The organism is Bacillus sp. FSL K6-0268 (genome assembly GCF_038005425.1).
Classification (GTDB): domain Bacteria; phylum Bacillota; class Bacilli; order Bacillales; family Bacillaceae_G; genus Bacillus_A; species Bacillus_A thuringiensis_S.
The window spans coordinates 2325493-2344602 of record NZ_JBBOTF010000001.1 but is presented as its reverse complement, the minus strand read 5'-3'; the positions used below and the strand labels follow the sequence as shown (position 1 = coordinate 2344602).

Genomic DNA, 19110 nt, shown 5'->3' with positions numbered 1-19110 from the left:
AAATTTGCGTTATTCTTTCTGGAGACTGATAAGAAGGGATGGCGTATTTTTTATGCCTAATCTAGTCTTTATCCCGCTATTTGCCGGGCTGTCTGTAAAAGCCCGATTGGTGAGGGCTGATTAAAGTTTCACTTTATTAGTATCCGCTCTTTGTATTATTGTTCGGGAAATTATTATTGGAGCATAGTATAGGGAAGATACATATAAAATAGCACTATTATAAGCTGTAACGCATAAGTTGCACAGGCGATGCAACGATAACTAGCTTTACTCTTCATCATTTATTTGAACATAATGGGCATAGAGAGGTGATAAACACAGTATGATTTTTAGTGAGCGTTTAAAAGAAGAAAGGGAAAAAAGAAATTGGTCGCAAAATGATTTGGCTGAAAAAATTCATGTAAGTAGGCAATCTGTTTCGAAATGGGAGACGGGAAAGAACTATCCGAGCATTGAAATTATTATTCATTTAAGTGATTTGTTCGATATTACGATTGATGAACTGCTAAGGAGTGATGAAGAATTGACGCAGAAAGTAATTGAAGATAGTAAGAAATTGGCATATCCAAAATGGAAGGTGTTTTTTGATAGTTTATTTATGATAGGGGTATTTTTACTTATTGCAAAAATCGTTGTATGGATGCTAAATAAATTTGCTGGAGCAAGTATTGCAATTGTAGCAGATGCGCCATATGTAATGAATCTTTTGCCCCTTGTATTCATGATTATAGGTGGTATAGGTTCTGATAAGTTGAAGAAAATATATAAATAGAGGAAAGATTTGAAAGAAATCCCCTACACTAGCTGTTCTTTTCACTTAAATTGTGTACTATAAAGGATAGGATGACATAAAGAAGGGGATATAGAGAATGGAATTTCATGAACAGAAGATTTTGCCGGCAGTGAGGCAAATTAAAGATTTGGAAAAGCTATTACATAGTTCGTATGAATATATCGTTATTTTAGATATTCATGTCGGCCAATTGAAGAGTGTTATATCACTTGCGAAGCAATATTGTAAAAAGGTGTTTTTACATGTGGATTTAATTCATGGCTTGCAGAGTGATGGGCATGCGACGGAATATTTATGTCAGGAGTTTAGACCGTACGGGTTACTTTCGACAAAGGCGAGCGTTATTATGAAGGCGAAGCAAAAAGGTGTTGTGGCAATACAACGCATCTTTTTAATCGATTCGAGTGCGATGGAGAAGAGCTGCAATCTTTTAGATAAGACGAAACCGGATTATATTGAGGTGCTTCCAGGAGCAATGACGGATATTATCGCTGAAGTGAAAGAGCGTACTGGTGTACCGATTTTAGCAGGTGGTTTTATTCGTACTGTAGAAGATGTGGAAAGAGCTTTAAACGCTGGTGCGACAGCGATTACGACGTCAAAACGCGAACTATGGAAACATTACCAAAAAAAGTGACGAAAATGTGAAAAAATTCTGTTGACACCGCTTTCATAAGAGGTTAACATTATAGACAAGTTAATAAACGTGACGGAGAAAAGAAGAGATCCACATTTCATTGTTTCTATATAAATTTATATAGAAGCGTGCAAAGCTGTGGGTCTTTTTCTTTTGACAAAAACGAATGGCCATTCATTTTACCTCTATCACATTTGGAAGCGTTTAAATTGATTGTGGAGGGATACTATGTCAGCATTTTTAGGAGAGTTAATAGGGACTGCGTTGTTAATTGTACTTGGTGGCGGCGTTTGTGCTGGTGTAAGTTTAAAGAAATCGTTTGCGAAAGATTCAGGTTGGATTGTTATTACAATGGGCTGGGGCTTAGCAGTAGCGGTTGCAGCGTATGCGGTTGGATCAATTAGTGGGGCACATTTGAATCCAGCTTTAACGATAGGACTAGCATTTAAGGGAGCGTTCCCATGGAGTGACGTACCAGGTTATATCGTAGCACAAATGATTGGGGCAATTATCGGGGCAGTTATCGTATATTTACATTACTTACCACACTGGAAAGAAACAGAAGATCCAGGAACAAAGTTAGGTGTATTTGCAACAGGTCCAGCAATTCCGAACACATTTGCAAACCTTTTAAGTGAAATGATTGGAACATTCGTTTTAGTATTTGGTATATTAGCAATTGGTGCAAATAAATTTGCAGATGGATTAAATCCATTTATCGTAGGTTTCTTAATTGTAAGTATTGGTTTATCATTAGGTGGGACAACAGGATACGCAATTAACCCAGCACGTGATTTAGGTCCGCGTATCGCACACTTCTTCCTTCCGATTGCAGGAAAAGGCGGTTCAAACTGGAAGTATGCATGGATTCCAGTAGTAGGTCCAATTTTAGGTGGATCACTTGCAGGTTTATTCCATCAAGTTGTATTTGAAGGAAAGCAAAATTCAGCACTTATTTATGTGATTATCGCAACTGTGATTGTACTAGCAATCTCTTATATGACAAGTAAAAAAAGCGGAAGCAATACAAATAGTAGAAAAGTAGCATAAGGGGGAAACCGATATGAAAAAATATATTCTTTCATTAGACCAAGGAACAACAAGCTCACGCGCAATTCTTTTCAATAAAAAAGGTGAAATTGTTCATTCAGCTCAAAAAGAGTTTACACAACATTTTCCAAAGCCGGGCTGGGTAGAGCATAATGCACAAGAAATTTGGGGATCTATTTTAGCAGTTATCGCAACTTGCTTAAGCGAAGCAGATGTAAAACCAGAACAAATCGCAGGTATCGGTATTACGAACCAACGTGAAACAACGGTTGTCTGGGATAAAACAACTAGTAAACCAATTTACAACGCAATTGTATGGCAATCTCGCCAAACAGCTGAAATTTGTGATGAGTTAAAAGAAAAAGGTTATAGCGAAATGGTTCGCGAAAAAACAGGTCTTTTAATTGATGCATACTTCTCTGGTACGAAAGTAAAATGGATTTTAGATAACGTTGAAGGTGCAAGAGAGAAAGCAGAAAACGGTGATCTATTATTCGGAACAATTGATTCGTGGCTTGTATGGAAACTATCTGGTGGTAAAGCACACGTAACAGATTATTCAAACGCATCACGTACGTTAATGTTTAATATTCACGACTTACAGTGGGATGATGAGCTTCTAGAAATGTTAACAGTACCAAAGAGCATGCTTCCAGAAGTACGTCCATCATCTGAAATTTACGGAGAAACAATTGATTACCACTTCTTCGGCCAAAATGTACCGATTGCAGGTGTAGCTGGTGACCAACAAGCAGCGTTATTTGGACAAGCTTGTTTCGGTGAAGGTATGGCGAAAAATACTTACGGAACTGGTTGCTTCATGTTAATGAACACAGGTGAAAAAGCAGTAGCTTCTGAGCACGGTCTATTAACAACAATTGCATGGGGAATAGATGGTAAAGTAAACTACGCATTAGAAGGAAGTATTTTCGTAGCAGGTTCTGCAATTCAGTGGTTACGTGACGGAATGCGCATGTTTAAAGATGCAAGTGAGAGTGAAGTGTATGCGAGTCGCGTTGAATCAACTGATGGTGTATACGTTGTACCAGCATTCGTTGGACTAGGAACACCTTATTGGGATAGTGAAGTACGCGGCGCTATGTTTGGTGTAACACGCGGTACGACGAAAGAGCACTTCATTCGTGCAACGCTAGAATCTTTAGCTTACCAAACGAAAGATGTATTATGCGCAATGGAAGCAGATTCAGGTATTGAACTGAAAACATTACGCGTTGATGGCGGAGCAGTTAAAAATAACTTCTTAATGAAGTTCCAAAGTGATATTTTAGATGTTCCTGTAGAGCGTCCAGTGATTAACGAAACAACGGCTCTAGGTGCAGCATACTTAGCTGGTCTTGCGGTTGGATATTGGAAAAACCAAGATGAAATTAAATCACAGTGGCATATGGACAAACGCTTTGAACCAACGATGGAAGCGGAAACAAGCGAAGAGCTATATGCTGGATGGAAAAAAGCAATTGAAGCAACAAAAGCTTTCAAATAATCATAAACAGTGTTATAATGGTGACAAGTTAATAATTCGGTAGGAGATTTGGAGAGACCACAACGCGCTATAGAGGCGAAATCTATAGCGGAGTTTGTGGTCTCTTTTTTCGTTATCAAAGGGAGGAATTACCATGAAATTTTCAAGTAAACAACGTAAAGACGTATTAAACGGAGTAAATAAACAAGAGTTAGATGTGATCGTAATTGGTGGAGGTATTACTGGTTCTGGTATTGCATTAGATGGAGCAACACGCGGGTTATCAACAATTGTGTTTGAAATGCAGGACTTTGCAGCAGGTACATCAAGTCGTTCAACGAAGCTTGTACACGGTGGTCTACGTTATTTAAAACAACTTGAAGTGAAAATGGTAGCAGAGGTGGGTAAAGAGCGTGCGATCGTATATGAGAACGGTCCCCATGTAACAACACCAGAGTGGATGTTACTTCCGTTCCATACAGGCGGTACGTTCGGATCATTTAGTACATCAATTGGTCTTCGTGTATACGACTTCTTAGCAGGTGTAAAACGAAGCGAGCGCAGAAAGATGTTTAACCGTGAAGAAACGCTAAACAAAGAGCCTCTTGTAAAAAAAGAAGGATTAAAAGGCGGCGGTTACTACGTAGAATATCGTACAGACGATGCGCGTCTTACAATTGAAGTAATGAAAGAAGCAATTGAGCATGGTGCGAAAGCTGTTAACTACGCAAAAGTAGACAGTTTCTTATATAAAGATGGAAAAGTATGCGGTGTACGTGTAATCGATTTACTAGACGGTGAAGTATATGAAGTTTACGGTAAGAAAATTGTAAACGCAGCTGGTCCTTGGGTAGATACACTTCGTGAAAAAGATAACTCGAAAAAAGGAAAAGTACTTCAGTTATCAAAAGGTGTTCACTTAGTAATTGATCAAAAACGTTTCCCACTCGGGCAAGCAATTTACTTCGATACACCAGATAAACGTATGGTGTTCGCGATTCCTCGCGGAGGAAAAACATACGTAGGTACAACAGATACGTTCTATGATAAAGACGCAGCTGTACCACAAATGACAACAGAAGATCGCACATACATCATTAATGCAATTAACTACATGTTCCCAAGCGTGAAAATTACAGAGAAAGACATTGAATCAAGCTGGGCTGGTGTACGTCCGTTAATTTATGAAGAAGGTAAGAATGCATCTGAAATTTCTCGTAAAGATGAAATTTGGACTTCTGAATCTGGTTTAATTACAATCGCAGGTGGTAAATTAACAGGATACCGCAAAATGGCTGAAATGGTAGTAGATTACGTAACGAACTTACTACAAAAAGAAGGTCATAGTGCATATCCGAAGAGTGATACGAAACATATGCCGATCTCTGGTGGACATGTAGATGGTTCACACGGATTCCCGGCATTCGTTGCGAAAAAAGCAGACGAAGGTACGAAATCTGGTTTAACGAAAGCACAAGCAGAAGAATTCGCAAAATTCTATGGTTCTAACGTTGATGTACTATTTGGCTTAGCGAAAAAACATAAAGACGAAGCGAAAGAATACAACATGCCGCTTGACGTTCTAATCCCACTTGTATACGCAATGGATTACGAAATGACAGCAAAACCAGTTGACTTCTTCGTACGCCGCAGAGGCGCTGTATTCTTCAACATCCACTGGGTATATGAGTGGAAAGAAGCAGTAATCAACTACATGGCTGCGAAACTAGGCTGGAGCAAAGAAGAACAAATGAAATATACAGCTGAACTAGAAAAAGCATTAACAGACGCTGTAATTCCTGTAGATCAACAAGAACAGGCAGCTGCGTTAGCGTAAAATAGAGAACCACCTGAAGGGGAGCCTTTAGGTGGTTTTTTTATGGGTTATTTTTCTAACTATGTTGTATAACGACATATGTTGTTATACTATGTATATAAGGTGGTGGTATTGTTGGACAAAGAAATCTTGAAGGGAAGTATAGATATTTTATTACTTTCTATCATTGCAAAACGTGATACATACGGCTACGAAATAGCTCAAAGTTTAAAGGATGCAAGTGAAGATTTGTATAGTATGGGACAGGGAACTTTGTATCCTGCTTTAAAGCGATTAGAGAAAAAGGAGTTTCTTGAATCTTATTGGAATGAATCTGAGAATGGGATGAAAAGGAAATTCTATACTATTACAGATAAAGGGAAAAAAGAATTGCAGAAGAAAGTGAACTCTTGGGAGAGTGTAACAGCATTAATTCAAGCTTGTCAGAAAGGAGTTATTTATGAGTGAATTTGATGGGTATATTAAGTCTATTTTAGCCTATTCAGAACTTAGTGATATTGAACAGGATGAGTTATTTCTAGAAATGTATGATCACTTGAACAGCTTGAAAGAAGAATATATGGAACAAGGTATGAATGAAAAAGAAGCGATTTATAAAGCAATTCAAAGTTTTGGAGAATCAAAATTTATTGGCGTAGAGATTAATAAATCGGTATACGAAGTTCCTAGGCCATTAAAGGTATTATCAAAAATTTTATGTATTCCTTATATAATCATTTGTTTTATTGTCTTTTTAGGAACGTTTATTTCAACTTCTACATTTGACTCTGTTCGCAGTTTGACAGGTGGTGGGACTGTCTATCATCCCATTGAATTTTGGCAGCAATTTTTACATATATCTGATTTAGAAACGTTATTACAACTTTTTGGAATAACACTTTGGCAAGTTAAAGATTTTATTGCACATCCAGGTCCTTGGGGAAACTCAACTTATTGGTTAAGCGTTTTACAACATATAATATTAGTAGTTCCATTCGGATTTTTCGTTCCAGTGCTGATTAATAAAGTGACTAACTATAAGAAAGCTCGTAAGTGGTATGTTATGACCTTTCTTGTTTGGGAGATATTACATTTACTAACTTTGTCTGATGTTTTTGATGTGTGGCGGATTGCTATAAATATGCTCGGTGCGTCGGTAGGATATCTTTTATTTATAAGCATGATACAAATAGATAATAAATTCAGGATAATGCGCAAGAAGATATTTGAAAATTAGCTTGCTATTCTGTAGTTTAAATTATACAAATTTAGTTTGATGGTAATAGAGTATTGCTGAAAACATAGGTGCTATATAGTGAGAGGATTTTTTATATTCGTAATAGGTGTTGTTCCTTGTTTATTCATCCTGTTATGAAACGGGTACATAATCCGTCTTTTATTGGTGCTATAAATGATGAGAGCGGCACAGCTGAACTAGAAAAAGTCTAGAACAACAAGAACAGGCAGCTGCGTTAGCGTAAAATAGAGAACTACCTGAAGGGGAGCCCTTTAGGTGATTTTTTCTCTTGACTAAAAATAAATAAAATGTGTTACAATGATGATAGAGTATTTAGTGTGAATTTTGCATAAAATAAAAAAGACAGAAGCCTGAGAAACTTCTGCCTTTGTAACCTAACTTGCTATTGTGGTGGTAGTAGGTGCGGTTATAAGACAATTACATTAACGTTTTAGCCGAGAACCGCCCTTACCTTTTCCACGAAGCAGGGTGGTTCTCGCTTTTTTGTATACAGAAATTAGCCACGGACCGACGTATCTTCTACCGATGACAACGCCAGCTCCGGTTAGGATACCATACACTAATTTAATTACAAACATCGCGATCATTTTATCACCTCCCCCCTTTTTTCAAAATGGAAGAGATGATTACCACACCTACTAGTTATAGCTTATTAAGTTACATTTCCATTGTATTATGTTTTAAAATAGGGAACAAGACATATGGATAAAAATCCCTATCTTTAAGCAGAGCATAAGTATCAAGGGACAAGAAGCAAATAAATATACATAAAAAAACGGTATGGACATTACCATCCGTATTTTTTTATGTATTTATAAAACTTTTCCATACAGTGCGTCGTCTAATATATGGGAAGGAGGAAATGATGTGGATGAATTAACGATAGAAGCGTTTGAAATAGAAGATAAGGAGGACCTTATCGACGAAATAATGAACAAGTATGGACAAGAAGTCCTGCAGCTTGTGTATTCGTATGTGAATAATAAAGAGGTTGCGGAGGATTTAACGCAAGATATATTCGTGAAATGCTATAAATCTCTTCATACATATAAAGGGAATTCGAATTTGAAAACATGGTTATGGAGAATTGCAATCAATCAATGTAAGGACTATTTAAAAAGTTGGTATAACAAAAAAGTTATCGTGACAGAGGATGACTTTACGTATATGGAGAGTCAAAAAGAAAGTGTGGAACAAACTGTCATTCAAAATGCGGAGGATCGTGAACTGGCTTCTGCAGTAATGAGTTTACCGATAAAATATCGAGAAGTGATTTATCTATTTTATTATGAGGAATTATCAATTAAAGAGATTGCTACAGTAATAGAAGTAAAGGAAAACACGATAAAAACGAGACTGAAAAAAGCGAAGGAACTTTTGAAGGAAGGATTGGAGGAATAATCAAATGGAAGATCGATTAAAAGGCTTGCGAAAATCAATGGAGAACACAACGTTTAAACATTTGAGTTTTTCTGATCAACACCAGAAGCAGGTGCGCGAAAAAATTAAGCAATCGTCCGAAAAGGAAGAAGATATCCTTTTAGCAGTGTTACAACTTCTTATGAATGAAAAAACAGGTTATGAATTGATGCAGTTGCTAAGAGGGAGAGGGATTCAAAAATTCGAAGGTGATGAAGGGTCTCTATACACTTTATTACATCGTTTAGAACAGAATCGCTTTATCCAATCTAGCTGGGATCAAGCAGGAGCTAAATATTATCAATTAAATGATAAAGGAAACAAGATGCTGCGAAAGGCAGAGAAGAATGCTACGAAGGCACGATTTATATTAAAAGGATTAGTACAGGAGTGAGAAAAAATTGAATCAAAAAGGGGAGCGTTTTTTAAAAGAAGTTACGAATCATATTAAATCAAAAGAAGCGAAGGACTTAGTAGCAACGGAACTAGATTTTCACTTGAAACAGACGAAGAATATGTGGATAGAGAAAGGCTTAAGTGAGGAAGTTGCTGAAGATAAGGCTGTTGAACAAATGGGAAGTCCAATTAAGCTTGGCCAGGAACTTAATAAACTACATAAGCCAAAGGTTGATTGGTTCTTAATTGGTTTATTAGTGGCTGCGATGGGGCTAGGTTTTTTGCCAGTTATAGCGCTTGGACATGCTGACTTATTAATGAATAAGGTGATATTTGTAATTCTCGGTGTTACAACAGCGATTGGGATGATGCTATTTGATTATCGGAAGTTAGAGAGGCTTGGGTGGCTGTTTTATACAATTGGTGTACTTATCTTGTTAATGATAAAATGTTTTCCGACTGCTTCTTTGAATGGAGAACCATTACTAAAAATTGGTTCCGTCATAATTGATTGTTTAATGACAATACCATTCTTTTTTCTAGGCTGGGCTTCTTTTTTCAATAACAGTAGATTAAAGTTTATACATCTTCTCATGTTGTATTTATTTTCTTTATATTTATTTCTAACTACATCAACTCTTTTACCACTGTTCATCTATATCACGATGGTATTTGTTATGCTTTGGTGGAGTAAGTTAGGAAAGAAAACGGCATGGCTCATTACGATTTTACCTATTGTACCATTGATTATTAGGGATCTACTTTCCTGGTCTGCTGTAAAAGAATACCGTATGGCCAGAATTTTAGGAATGTTAAATCCAGAGCATGATCTATGGTATTTACGTTTAAAAGAGGCGATGTCTTCAGCAGGTTGGTTTGGTACATATGAAAATATAAAGTCTATCCGTGCTGCCCATACTGATTTTGTATTTGCAAGTTTGACTTACTATTATGGATATGTACTTGCGCTAGTTCTTGTCGTGATTCTTTCTCTTTTTGCAGTAAGAATAATGAACATAGCTTATAAAATAAATGATGGTTATGGTAAATTGCTTCTCGTTGGCGGAGTGACTCTTTTTGTAATCCATTTTATTTGTAATGTTGGCATGACCCTCGGGATATTACCACGTGTTTCTATATCATTACCATTTATTAGCTACGGATTGATACCAACTCTGTTTCATGCATTTATAATGGGAATTGTGTTAAGTGTATATCGACGTAAAGATATTCCTTTTAGAATGAGAAAAACACCTTGATAATCATCAAGGTGTTTTAGTTATTAGCTCAAAACTCTCCGAATCAGCCCCAAGCACAAAAGGACTAACCTCGCCAACGCTATAAAGTTGCAACTCATGCATCGCGCGTGTACAAGCAGTGTAGAACAATCTACGAACGCTCTCATCGCTGTACACATCTTTAGAAGCATTGTAAATAATAACAGCGTCAAATTCGATACCTTTCGCTAAGTAAGCAGGGATTACGACAATGCCTTGCTCATACTCGGCTGAGTTACTCTTCACGAGTTTAATATTATCGATATGATTAAGTGCTTCGTATGCAGCGGCGCTTTCAGCTGCGGATTTACATATAATTGCGATTGTATTGTGTTGCTCTTTTTGTAGTTCAGCAACTTTGGCAGTAATATGTTCGTGCAGTTCGCTCTCATTCGCTACTTTCGTCACTGTAGGTTTCTCGCCGTCACGTTCAAAGGCGTGAATGTTCTTGCCTTCCGGTACGAGAGCACGTGTAAATTCAATAATCGGTTTTGTTGAGCGATAGCTACGAGTTAAGTTAATACCGTTCGTTTCATCCGGTCCGTATAAGTTAGTAAGTGTATTGAAATTCACTGCTTCACTTGCATGGGCAAATATCGCTTGATTAAAGTCTCCGAGTACCGTCATTTTTGCGGCAGGGAAGAGACGTTTTAAAAACTCGAACTGAAACGGAGAATAATCTTGCGCTTCATCTACGAGTGCGTGTTTAATCGATCTGTTCGTTTGGAAGCCTTCAATTAATTCTTTTAAAAGTAAAAATGGAGTCGCATCCTCGTAATATAGCTTTCCTTCATCAAGCATGTTCACTGTTAATGAGCAAATGTCATCCCATTCTTTCGGTTTTTCTCCAGTAACCCACGATGCGTCTGTGAAGAGTTGTTTATAGATTCCTGTGAAATTGATGAAGCGCAGTGTTTGAACGCCTTTACGAAGTGGCTTCAATTTTTTACGGACAATCATACGTCCCAGGACTTTCGTTTCTTTCTCATAGTCATTAAAAGAGTTGTCGTCAAACTCGCCTTTTTTCTGTAAATATTTATAAGCCTTTTGGTATTCATCTTTACTAAGTAATTCAATTTCTTCTTCTACCCAAGGCTTTTTCAGTTCTGCTTTTTCGAGTGCATCTATTTGTTTATTTAGCCAATCCGTTAACTTTTCAATTCGACTATGGAAGCGGAGGGAGGAGTCAGTATTATAAAATTGCTCTGTAATCTCTTTTGCAGAGACGATCAGTTTTCCTCTAAATTTCATTCCTCTAAATAGCATGCCTGAAGATTCAAGAGATTGTCTGTACGCTCTAATCATCTCGAAAAATTGAGTGGATGCTTTAAATCGGATGCTCGCATTTCTCGTTTTATAGGTAGGGCTATTCGTTTCAGTTAACATATATTCCAATTGCTCATAAGGGTCTTCAACATCAAATGACTTACTTAGTCTATGGTTTAAATATTCTTGGAATGTTACTTGCTGCATATTTTCTTCACCGAGTTCAGGTAGTACGTTAGATACGTAGCTATTGAACATAGAGTTAGGGGAGAAGAGAATAATTTGATCCGCTTTTAGCCATTCGCGATATTTATATAGTAAGTAGGCGATTCGCTGAAGGGCAGCAGATGTTTTGCCACTACCAGCAGCTCCTTGAACGATAAGGAGTCGGCCTTCATCGTGACGGATAATTTCATTTTGCTCACGCTGAATCGTAGCGACGATACTTTGCATATGTTTGTTCGTACCTTTTCCGAGTGCTTGTTGCAGAATTTCATCGCCAATTGTAAGGCTCGTATCGAACATGGAATCAATCTCGCCATTTTGAATAATGTATTGTAATTTTTTCTCCACATTACCGCGAATTACGCCGCCTGGTGTGTTGTACTCAGCTGGTCCTGGTGGGTAGTCGTAATAAACACTTGAAATTGGGGCGCGCCAGTCATAAATAAGAAAGTTTTCTCCGCTTGCATCAGTAAGGGTAGAAACACCGATATAGATTTGTTCTGTGGAAGGTTCGCCTTCTTCAGTGAAATCGATGCGTCCGAAGTAAGGTGCTTTTTGCATACGTCGCAGCGCGGCAAGTCGATTAAAGGTGTGTTTATGGGTGATTTGTGTAACAGCTAGTGATTGAGCTTGTTGTCTTAAGTTGATAACTGTTTCAAGGTAATCATCAAAAGTATCTGTATTCACTTTAACGTCATCCCAGAAGTGTTTACGGATGTTGATTACTTCTGCCCGGCGTCTGCCAGTTTCGTTTTCCAGCTTATCAATTTGCTGCGTAATAGTTTCGATTACGGTATCCAATCGTTTTTGCTCTAGATCAAGTTTTTTGTTCATACGTAAGCACTCCTTTAAAAGTGAAAAATAGAGGTTGACTGAAGAAAAATTTTGTTGTACAATTAAGATACGGATAAATACGTTCTTTATATTTTTTAAAACGTGTTTCTGTACTAATTTAACATAGTTTTTGAATTTAATCAATGATAATAAGATAAACCTTGGTTCCGTGTAGCGTGGATCAAGGTTTTTTTGTGTTTTTAAGAGGGAATCACACTTGTTGTCGTTTTTTGTCGGTAAGTCGATATATTTGAAAAATCGCCGATATAATTTCATTTACCGAATCTGGATATAACTATCGGGAGAAGAGGATATAAAAAAAGCTCGGGCCGAAGCCCAAGCTTTTTACTTCATTATTTCTTTTCTTCTTTTTTATCGTCAGCTTTTTGCTCTTTGAAAAGATCTTTTAAATCTTTATCGTCAACTTTTACGTCAGCTTTTTTGATTTCTTTCATCATTAAGTCATTCATAAATTGAGCATCTTGCGTTTTTTCTTGAGCTAGTGATTTTTTAATATCAGCTTTTGATTTATCGAAAGTTGCATCTGCGTGATTATCAGTTACTTTAATAATATGGTAACCGAATTGTGTTTTTACAGGTTCGCTTACTTCATCTTTTTTCAACTTTTGAGCTGCTTCTTCAAATTCTTTTACCATTTTCCCTGGTCCGAAGAATCCTAAGTCGCCACCTTTTTCTTTTGAACCTGTATCTTCAGAGTATTGCTTTGCTAATTCTTCGAAAGATTTACCTTGAGCAAGTTCATCTTTCACTTTTTTAGCAGTTTCTTCATCTTTTACAAGGATATGACTTGCTTTAATTTCTTTTTTATAATCCTCGAATTTTGCTTTTACATCTTTATCAGTAATCGATTGTTCAACCGCTTTTTCTTGAGCTAATTGAGCACGCACACTATTTTTGATAGTTTCTTCTTTAATACCTTGTTGTTTCATTAGTGTATCGAATTGATCACCGTATTGTTTTTTCATTTCATCGAACTTTTTGTCTACATCTTTGTCTTCAACTTTGTAGTTTTTAATAAGAACTTTTTCCATAACCATGTTGTTTAGTACTTGTTTACCAGCTTGTGTCTTCATTTGATCGTAGAATTCTTCTTTTGTAATGTCACCAGCTTTAGATGTAACGATTTTGTCTGATGATGATGTTCCACATGCTGATAATGCGATTACACTTGTTGCGGCTAAGGCAAGCATAGCTTTCTTCATTCGATAAACACTCCTACTATTATGTATTTTTAATTTATCCTACACCGATGAATTTTAAATTCATAAGAGCCCGATTAAGTCTCACTGATACTTTTGCTTTTTTGTATTGGTAAAGCGCGCTTAACAGGGCTTACCGTGGCTGAGGATAAAGTTTTGATGAATGTTTTGTTCTATAGTATAAGCAATATGTACAAAATTTAATATATCATATTTCGACGCGTTTTCATATTGATAAAGAAAAATTAACCAGTACGTGTCAGATTTTGAAAGTGTGCCATATTGGGCGTATGCCGCATATACAGAATAGAGGAGGGGATGGGGATGAATTCTCAACTTATTTTATTACTTGTACTGTTTATTTTATTGGTTATTGTAGGTATAATTTGCTTATAGAGGAAAAAAGTGAGGAAGGGGCTTTCCTTCCTCACTTTCCATGAAATATAATTTCTATATAACTAGAAATTAATAAAATTGTTATACATACATTAATAACCCGAAAGACACCGGGCTGGCGGCTCGCAGCTATTTGTTTTCGTTCACACAGTGTATGTGTCATGAAATTCGTGTAAAATATAACAAGAAGTGCGAATGCGACAAAAACAACTGTTATAAGTGTCATGAGGCGAGACCTCCTTTTGGCTAAAATACATATACATATATTGTATCACACGATATTTTGTTCGTGTTACAAAATTCAGAAATAGAAGACTTTGTGTTAGAAAGTGAGGGAGAAAATGGACGTTGTTAGAAGATTAGAACAAGCTGAATACTACGTAGACCTACTATTTAAAATGATTGATGAAGAGAAGTGTCCATTTTATTCTTTGATCATAAAGAAAAAAGCTCGTAAAAAAGATATTGAACGTATACTAAATCTTTGTGAAAAACTGAACGAGCAATATGTAGTGGAGAAAGCAGAAGGGCTTCTTTTGTTCGATGCGCTGTTAGATCAATTTGAAAAAGCGCTTCCACATCAGCTCGAAGTAAACGAAACTGCGGAAGCGCTAGCAAAACAAGGTTTATTTAAGCCGCTTATGAATGAATTCTTAAGCATGATTGCGAAAAAATAAATAGATTATTTCTTAACTAACTTTTGATCGGATTCTGTAAAGTTCTCTTCAATATCTTCTAATGATTTCTCAAAAATATCGATGAAGTCTTGTCCGTAAATATTACGCAGGATTGCAATCAGTTCGATATTTTCTGGGAACTTCCCATAAAAATTACGAAGTGCAAGAGCCCCATTAAACACTGAATTATTTTCAGGATCATACTCCTCCATTAAGCGAAGTAGTAATTCTTCCCCTTTGTCTGTAATTTCAATGTACGTATTTCGTTTATCATCTTCCTTTTTTGAGAATACAAGATAGCCGCGTTCTTCAAGCTTTTTAGAGAAGTTAAACGCCGTTGATACGTGCATAACTCCAAACTTAGCAATCTCAGAAATAGAAGCCCCTTTTAAATGATAAGCGATTGTTAAAATATGATGTTCATTAATATTTAAATCGTAAGGTTTAATCCACTGCTGCCAATCTTTCTCTACACATTTCCATAACGCTTTCGATAATTGAGCAATGCGTTGGCTGAAAATCATCGCTTCTTTTACCGAGTAATCTTTTTCTCCACTTTTCATGTACTCACCCACTTTAACATTCTTTTTTCATTACTATCTATTATGCCAGTAAAATAAAAATTAATAAAGTCTTTTTGTGAGAATTGTGAAAATTTTTTAACAAAATGACATTCTATACAAATCATGCATAACTATGGAAGCGTTTTATGAGTCGTGAATACATGCGTTGTCCTTACATGTTAATTGATAACATATATTGTAAATGCATAAAAACACGGCATATCTATACGATATGCCGTGTCAAGGTCAATTTATATAAAAAATATTTGTTATATGCAAAAAACTAAGCAGGAATTTGTTTACGCTTTTTCTGGAACAGCTTCTTGTAGTTTCTCAATTGACTTTTGGATGTCCAAAATTTCTTTCTCAATATGGCGCTTGTTTTGAGAAATATCTTGTTTCCAGTTAGAAAGCGTGTCTTGCATGTCATCTTTTAGTTCTTGAAACACTTCTTTACCTTCTGAAGCAGTTTCAACAATTTGACGCTTTAATAATTTCGTATCAGCTGTAATATCAGCTAAAGTCTTTTTAATATCATTTCCTTTTTCTTTTAACTTGCCGCGCATGTCTTTACCAGAAGAAGGAGTTGAGAAAAGAACGGCTAGTCCAGCAACTGCTCCCCCGCAAATAACACCTGTAATAAAGGATTTAGCTTTTGACATAAAAGGAGACCTCCTTATTTTTTGTTCGTATTCATGATGTAAAACAATATGCATATCTTTCTTATATGTGCTATGCACAAACAATCATCCCTGAGCATTTTAAGTGAAGAAACAAGCCATGCGGAATTTGATGACTTCAGGGAAGTGGCTTGTTATGTATTACGCCTTCTTATAGTGTCATTATTTCACACTATTTGCAATTGTACTTGCGATGTTTTGTAAATTTTCCATAGTGTATTCATTTTGGTGTGATTTCCAAACAGCACCGAAACCATCTTTTTCACCGTAGCGTGGAATTAAATGAAGGTGGAAGTGGAACACAGTTTGTCCAGCTTTTTCACCGTTATTGTTAAGTAGGTTAAAGCCAACTGGATTAAACTCTGCTTTAATCGCATTTGCGATTTTTGGAACGACAGAAAAAATGTGTGATGCGATTTCTGGCGTTAACGCAAAAATGTCTTGTTTGTGAACTTTCGGAATAACAAGAGTATGTCCTTTTGTTACTTGACTAATATCTAAAAATGCAAGCACATGTTCATCTTCGTATACTTTTGAGCAAGGGATTTGCCCGTCAATGATTTTACAAAAAATACAATTGTCTGCTGTATGATTCATTGATCTCATCCTTTCAAATATCCTTAGCCGTATTTTACCATAATTACATAAGAGAACAAACACGAAAAACAGGAAGCTGACTCAGCTTCCTGTTTTCTGAAGAGGGATTGAAAAAGCATTATCGTAATTTACGTTTCGCAGACACCTCATTTATTTAAGAAATGCACGGTAAATCGGCTAAAGTTTCTGCCGTAGACACCCCATTTTCAAGTGAAATGAATTGCAATCTTTCATAAAAGGAAATTGTTTATTTTTTAAAACAGTATATGCTCTTTCGGAGACACCCCGTTTCGAAAATGAAACAAATAATCTGGTTATGTGTAAATTTCATTGTCCAACATGGACACCCCATTTCATGATGACTTCACTATGTTGTTGTACTCATCAATTGGTGGTTGCTTTTTCAATGTGTTCCTTCTTCAATAATTATGATGTCCGCTTTCGGGAAAATATATGCTAATAAATTTAAATTTTTTTTTTGAGTACATGGATACTATGTAGTACAGCATAATTTTTGGTAAGATGAATATAGAATGAATACTAATGAAGAAAGTGGTGTCGTATGAGCGAGTTATTGCGTGTAGAAAATGTTACAGGAGGATATACGAAACGACCTGTATTAAAAGACGTTTCGTTCTCTGTTAATAAAGGCGAACTTGTCGGCTTAATCGGTTTAAATGGAGCTGGTAAAAGTACGACGATTAAACATATTATCGGTTTAATGGAACCGAAAAAAGGAACTGTCACAATTAATGGGAAAACAATTCGTGATGATATGACAGCGTACCGTTCTAGCTTTTCATTCATTCCAGAAACGCCGGTATTATATGATGAATTAACGTTAGAAGAGCATTTGAAATTAACAGCGATGGCGTACGGCGTCGATGAAAAACAATATGAAGAACGTGTAGGACAACTATTACATGAATTTCGAATGAAAAATCGTTTAAAATGGTTTCCATCTCATTTCTCAAAAGGGATGAAACAAAAAGTAATGATTATGAGCGCGTTTTTAGTTGAGCCATCTCTTTACATAGTAGACGAACCTTTCGTTGGATTAGATCCGTTAGCAATTCAATCTCTTCTTCAAATGATGGATCAAATGAAAAAGAGTGGAGCCGGTATTTTAATGAGCACACATATTTTAGCGACGGCAGAGCGTTATTGTGATTCGTTCATTATTCTGCATCAAGGTGAAGTAAGAGCGAAGGGAACATTAGCTGAACTGCAATCGCAGTTTAATATGCCAGGTGCAACGTTAGATGATATTTACATCGCGCTAACAAAGGAAGAAGATTATGAATAGCACAGCGTTATGGAAAGAACGATTTCGTCACTTTCTAAAAGAAGTTCGTACATATAGTAAATACGTATTTAATGATCATTTGAAATTTATTTTCGTGTTCATCATCGGTGCGGGAGCGTATTATTACCAGCAATGGTTACAAACGTTAACATCTTCCTTTCCAACTGCGCTCGTAATGGCAGTATTAATTGGACTCGTGTTAACAGCTGGATCCATTCAAACGTTATTAAAAGAAGCGGATCTCGTTTACTTACTGCCAGTTGAAGAAAAGTTAAAACCTTACTTCACCAAGGCATTTCTTTTTACATTTATGATTCAGTTATACATAATCGCAATCGTAGCAGCTGCGCTTGCTCCGTTATACTTCCAACAAATGAAGCAAACCGGTGCTGGCTACATATGGATTGTCCTCGCATTTGTCATTGTAAAAGCGTGGAATTTATTCGTCGCGTGGGAAAAATCATTTTTAACAGATCAAAATATACAAAGAGTTGATTGGTTTATTCGTTTTATCTTAAACGGTTTATTTGTATATTTCCTTGTAGAACGTACTTCAGTTCTTGTTATTGGCGGAATCGTTCTGCTCATGGTGTTATATCTTGCTATCATGCATCAAATGGTAAAAGGAAAGCCGCTAAACTGGGAGTATTTAATTTCTGAAGAAGGTAAGAAAATGATGCTGCTGTACCGAATTGCGAATATGTTCGTTGATGTACCAGCATTAAAAGAAAGAGTATCTCGCCGAAAATGGCTGGATTTCATTCTGTCGATAATCGGCGAAAAGCGCACATATTTATACTTATATACGAGAACGTTTTTAAGATCAGGTAACTATTTTGGATTATATGTGCGTCTGCTCGCTCTTGGAGGAGTTATTCTTTACTTCATTCCATTTTTATACGGGCGATTTATCGTAAGTTTTATTTTCCTATACTTAATTGGCTATCAGCTATTAACTTTATGGAAACATCACCGCATGAAAATTTGGCTTGATTTGTATCCAGTAAAGGTAGATGAAAAGAAGAAAGATTTTCTTACTTTATTAAATGTGATTCTAATCATCGGGAGCGTAATCTTTACAGTTATATTTGCACTAGCAACGAAAGATTTCATGATGACAGGAATTTTACTTGTCGTAAGCATATTATTTAGTATCGGTTTCGTTTACCAATACGGTGCGAAGCGCATTGAACGTTTAAATTGAAGGGAATGAACCT

General features: G+C 36.4%; 20 protein-coding genes. 13 read left to right on the top strand and 7 right to left on the bottom strand.

Annotated elements, in window-relative coordinates; genetic code table 11:
* The first annotated feature begins 322 nt into the window (after positions 1–322).
* The 7 genes from MHI28_RS12020 (at position 323) to MHI28_RS11990 (ending at position 7016) form a co-directional block, all read left to right on the top strand.
* On the top strand, positions 323–772 hold the full coding sequence (locus tag MHI28_RS12020) for a helix-turn-helix domain-containing protein (protein ID WP_000577641.1): 450 nt from the start codon (positions 323–325) through the stop codon (positions 770–772).
* Positions 773–869: 97 nt separating this feature from the next.
* On the top strand, positions 870–1430 hold the full coding sequence (gene glpP / locus MHI28_RS12015) for a glycerol uptake operon antiterminator GlpP (protein ID WP_000394286.1): 561 nt from the start codon (positions 870–872) through the stop codon (positions 1428–1430).
* A 228-nt stretch (positions 1431–1658) separates the two neighbouring features.
* A complete protein-coding gene (glpF, locus tag MHI28_RS12010) occupies positions 1659–2480 on the top strand; it encodes a glycerol uptake facilitator protein GlpF (RefSeq protein WP_001272200.1) in 822 nt (273 codons plus the stop codon).
* A 13-nt stretch (positions 2481–2493) separates the two neighbouring features.
* On the top strand, positions 2494–3984 hold the full coding sequence (glpK, locus tag MHI28_RS12005; RefSeq protein WP_000760013.1) for a glycerol kinase GlpK: 1491 nt from the start codon (positions 2494–2496) through the stop codon (positions 3982–3984).
* 133 nt (positions 3985–4117) lie between these two features.
* Entirely contained in the window at positions 4118–5800 is a 1683-nt protein-coding gene (glpD, locus tag MHI28_RS12000; RefSeq protein WP_000672828.1) for an aerobic glycerol-3-phosphate dehydrogenase, read from the top strand.
* 114 nt (positions 5801–5914) lie between these two features.
* On the top strand, positions 5915–6247 hold the full coding sequence (locus tag MHI28_RS11995; protein WP_000356630.1) for a PadR family transcriptional regulator: 333 nt from the start codon (positions 5915–5917) through the stop codon (positions 6245–6247).
* Complete coding sequence (locus MHI28_RS11990; RefSeq protein ID WP_063675073.1) at positions 6240–7016, top strand: VanZ family protein; 777 nt, start codon at positions 6240–6242, stop codon at positions 7014–7016. Before MHI28_RS11995 ends, MHI28_RS11990 begins: the two co-directional genes overlap by 8 nt.
* Before the next feature lie 443 nt (positions 7017–7459).
* Here the strand turns inward: MHI28_RS11990 and MHI28_RS11985 are convergent, their stop codons facing one another.
* The gene (locus MHI28_RS11985) at positions 7460–7624 is read right to left on the bottom strand and encodes a hypothetical protein (protein ID WP_000561154.1); all 165 of its coding nucleotides are present in this window, start codon (positions 7622–7624) and stop codon (positions 7460–7462) included.
* Between the two features lie 280 nt (positions 7625–7904).
* On the opposite strand from MHI28_RS11985, the gene MHI28_RS11980 reads away from it, so the two are divergent.
* The 3 genes from MHI28_RS11980 to MHI28_RS11970 are packed head-to-tail and all read left to right on the top strand — an operon-like array spanning position 7905 to position 10111.
* Complete coding sequence (locus MHI28_RS11980; RefSeq protein WP_044783527.1) at positions 7905–8438, top strand: sigma-70 family RNA polymerase sigma factor; 534 nt, start codon at positions 7905–7907, stop codon at positions 8436–8438.
* A 4-nt stretch (positions 8439–8442) separates the two neighbouring features.
* Positions 8443–8850 (top strand): PadR family transcriptional regulator, encoded by a 408-nt coding sequence (locus MHI28_RS11975; protein ID WP_340827981.1) that lies wholly within the window; start codon positions 8443–8445, stop codon positions 8848–8850.
* Positions 8851–8857: 7 nt separating this feature from the next.
* On the top strand, positions 8858–10111 hold the full coding sequence (locus tag MHI28_RS11970; RefSeq protein WP_001072130.1) for an FtsW/RodA/SpoVE family cell cycle protein: 1254 nt from the start codon (positions 8858–8860) through the stop codon (positions 10109–10111).
* Between the two features lie 6 nt (positions 10112–10117).
* Here MHI28_RS11970 and helD read toward each other — a convergent pair whose 3' ends face one another.
* The 3 genes from helD to MHI28_RS11950 form a co-directional block, all read right to left on the bottom strand.
* Positions 10118–12454 (bottom strand): RNA polymerase recycling motor HelD, encoded by a 2337-nt coding sequence (helD, locus tag MHI28_RS11965; RefSeq protein ID WP_086413060.1) that lies wholly within the window; start codon positions 12452–12454, stop codon positions 10118–10120.
* A 353-nt stretch (positions 12455–12807) separates the two neighbouring features.
* Entirely contained in the window at positions 12808–13677 is an 870-nt protein-coding gene (prsA, locus tag MHI28_RS11960) for a peptidylprolyl isomerase PrsA (RefSeq protein WP_000710062.1), read from the bottom strand.
* Between the two features lie 424 nt (positions 13678–14101).
* Positions 14102–14296 (bottom strand): hypothetical protein, encoded by a 195-nt coding sequence (locus tag MHI28_RS11950; protein WP_000172690.1) that lies wholly within the window; start codon positions 14294–14296, stop codon positions 14102–14104.
* A 115-nt stretch (positions 14297–14411) separates the two neighbouring features.
* Between MHI28_RS11950 and MHI28_RS11945 the strand changes: the two genes are divergently transcribed.
* The gene (locus MHI28_RS11945) at positions 14412–14747 is read left to right on the top strand and encodes a DUF1878 family protein (RefSeq protein ID WP_000383656.1); all 336 of its coding nucleotides are present in this window, start codon (positions 14412–14414) and stop codon (positions 14745–14747) included.
* A 5-nt stretch (positions 14748–14752) separates the two neighbouring features.
* On the opposite strand, the gene MHI28_RS11940 is transcribed toward MHI28_RS11945, so the two are convergent.
* From MHI28_RS11940 to MHI28_RS11930, 3 genes are all read right to left on the bottom strand, one after another.
* Positions 14753–15310, bottom strand: a complete 558-nt coding sequence (locus tag MHI28_RS11940; protein ID WP_000834924.1) for an HTH-type transcriptional regulator Hpr — start codon at positions 15308–15310, stop codon at positions 14753–14755.
* A gap of 299 nt (positions 15311–15609) precedes the next feature.
* Positions 15610–15972, bottom strand: coding sequence for a YtxH domain-containing protein (locus tag MHI28_RS11935; protein WP_000030302.1), 363 nt, complete (start codon positions 15970–15972; stop codon positions 15610–15612).
* 180 nt (positions 15973–16152) lie between these two features.
* Positions 16153–16587: an HIT family protein gene (locus MHI28_RS11930; protein WP_001016835.1), complete on the bottom strand. Its 435-nt coding sequence runs from the start codon at positions 16585–16587 to the stop codon at positions 16153–16155.
* A 562-nt stretch (positions 16588–17149) separates the two neighbouring features.
* Between MHI28_RS11930 and ecsA the strand changes: the two genes are divergently transcribed.
* Both ecsA and ecsB read left to right on the top strand, forming a co-directional pair.
* Complete coding sequence (gene ecsA, locus MHI28_RS11925; RefSeq protein WP_001292597.1) at positions 17150–17893, top strand: ABC transporter ATP-binding protein EcsA; 744 nt, start codon at positions 17150–17152, stop codon at positions 17891–17893.
* On the top strand, positions 17886–19097 hold the full coding sequence (gene ecsB / locus MHI28_RS11920) for an ABC transporter permease EcsB (protein WP_001089123.1): 1212 nt from the start codon (positions 17886–17888) through the stop codon (positions 19095–19097). The genes ecsA and ecsB overlap by 8 nt, the downstream gene beginning before the upstream one ends.
* The last annotated feature ends 13 nt before the right edge of the window (positions 19098–19110 follow it).

Coding starts and splice junctions, on each gene's coding strand:
- prsA (WP_000710062.1), bottom strand. CDS start 13,677: ATGAAGAAAGCTATGCTTGCCTTAGCCGCAACAAGTGTAATCGCATTA.
- glpF (WP_001272200.1), top strand. CDS start 1,659: ATGTCAGCATTTTTAGGAGAGTTAATAGGGACTGCGTTGTTAATTGTA.
- MHI28_RS12020 (WP_000577641.1), top strand. CDS start 323: ATGATTTTTAGTGAGCGTTTAAAAGAAGAAAGGGAAAAAAGAAATTGG.
- MHI28_RS11990 (WP_063675073.1), top strand. CDS start 6,240: ATGAGTGAATTTGATGGGTATATTAAGTCTATTTTAGCCTATTCAGAA.
- MHI28_RS11940 (WP_000834924.1), bottom strand. CDS start 15,310: ATGAAAAGTGGAGAAAAAGATTACTCGGTAAAAGAAGCGATGATTTTC.
- ecsA (WP_001292597.1), top strand. CDS start 17,150: ATGAGCGAGTTATTGCGTGTAGAAAATGTTACAGGAGGATATACGAAA.
- glpK (WP_000760013.1), top strand. CDS start 2,494: ATGAAAAAATATATTCTTTCATTAGACCAAGGAACAACAAGCTCACGC.
- MHI28_RS11950 (WP_000172690.1), bottom strand. CDS start 14,296: ATGACACTTATAACAGTTGTTTTTGTCGCATTCGCACTTCTTGTTATA.
- glpD (WP_000672828.1), top strand. CDS start 4,118: ATGAAATTTTCAAGTAAACAACGTAAAGACGTATTAAACGGAGTAAAT.
- MHI28_RS11975 (WP_340827981.1), top strand. CDS start 8,443: ATGGAAGATCGATTAAAAGGCTTGCGAAAATCAATGGAGAACACAACG.
- glpP (WP_000394286.1), top strand. CDS start 870: ATGGAATTTCATGAACAGAAGATTTTGCCGGCAGTGAGGCAAATTAAA.
- MHI28_RS11935 (WP_000030302.1), bottom strand. CDS start 15,972: ATGTCAAAAGCTAAATCCTTTATTACAGGTGTTATTTGCGGGGGAGCA.
- MHI28_RS11945 (WP_000383656.1), top strand. CDS start 14,412: ATGGACGTTGTTAGAAGATTAGAACAAGCTGAATACTACGTAGACCTA.
- ecsB (WP_001089123.1), top strand. CDS start 17,886: ATGAATAGCACAGCGTTATGGAAAGAACGATTTCGTCACTTTCTAAAA.
- helD (WP_086413060.1), bottom strand. CDS start 12,454: ATGAACAAAAAACTTGATCTAGAGCAAAAACGATTGGATACCGTAATC.
- MHI28_RS11930 (WP_001016835.1), bottom strand. CDS start 16,587: ATGAATCATACAGCAGACAATTGTATTTTTTGTAAAATCATTGACGGG.
- MHI28_RS11985 (WP_000561154.1), bottom strand. CDS start 7,624: ATGATCGCGATGTTTGTAATTAAATTAGTGTATGGTATCCTAACCGGA.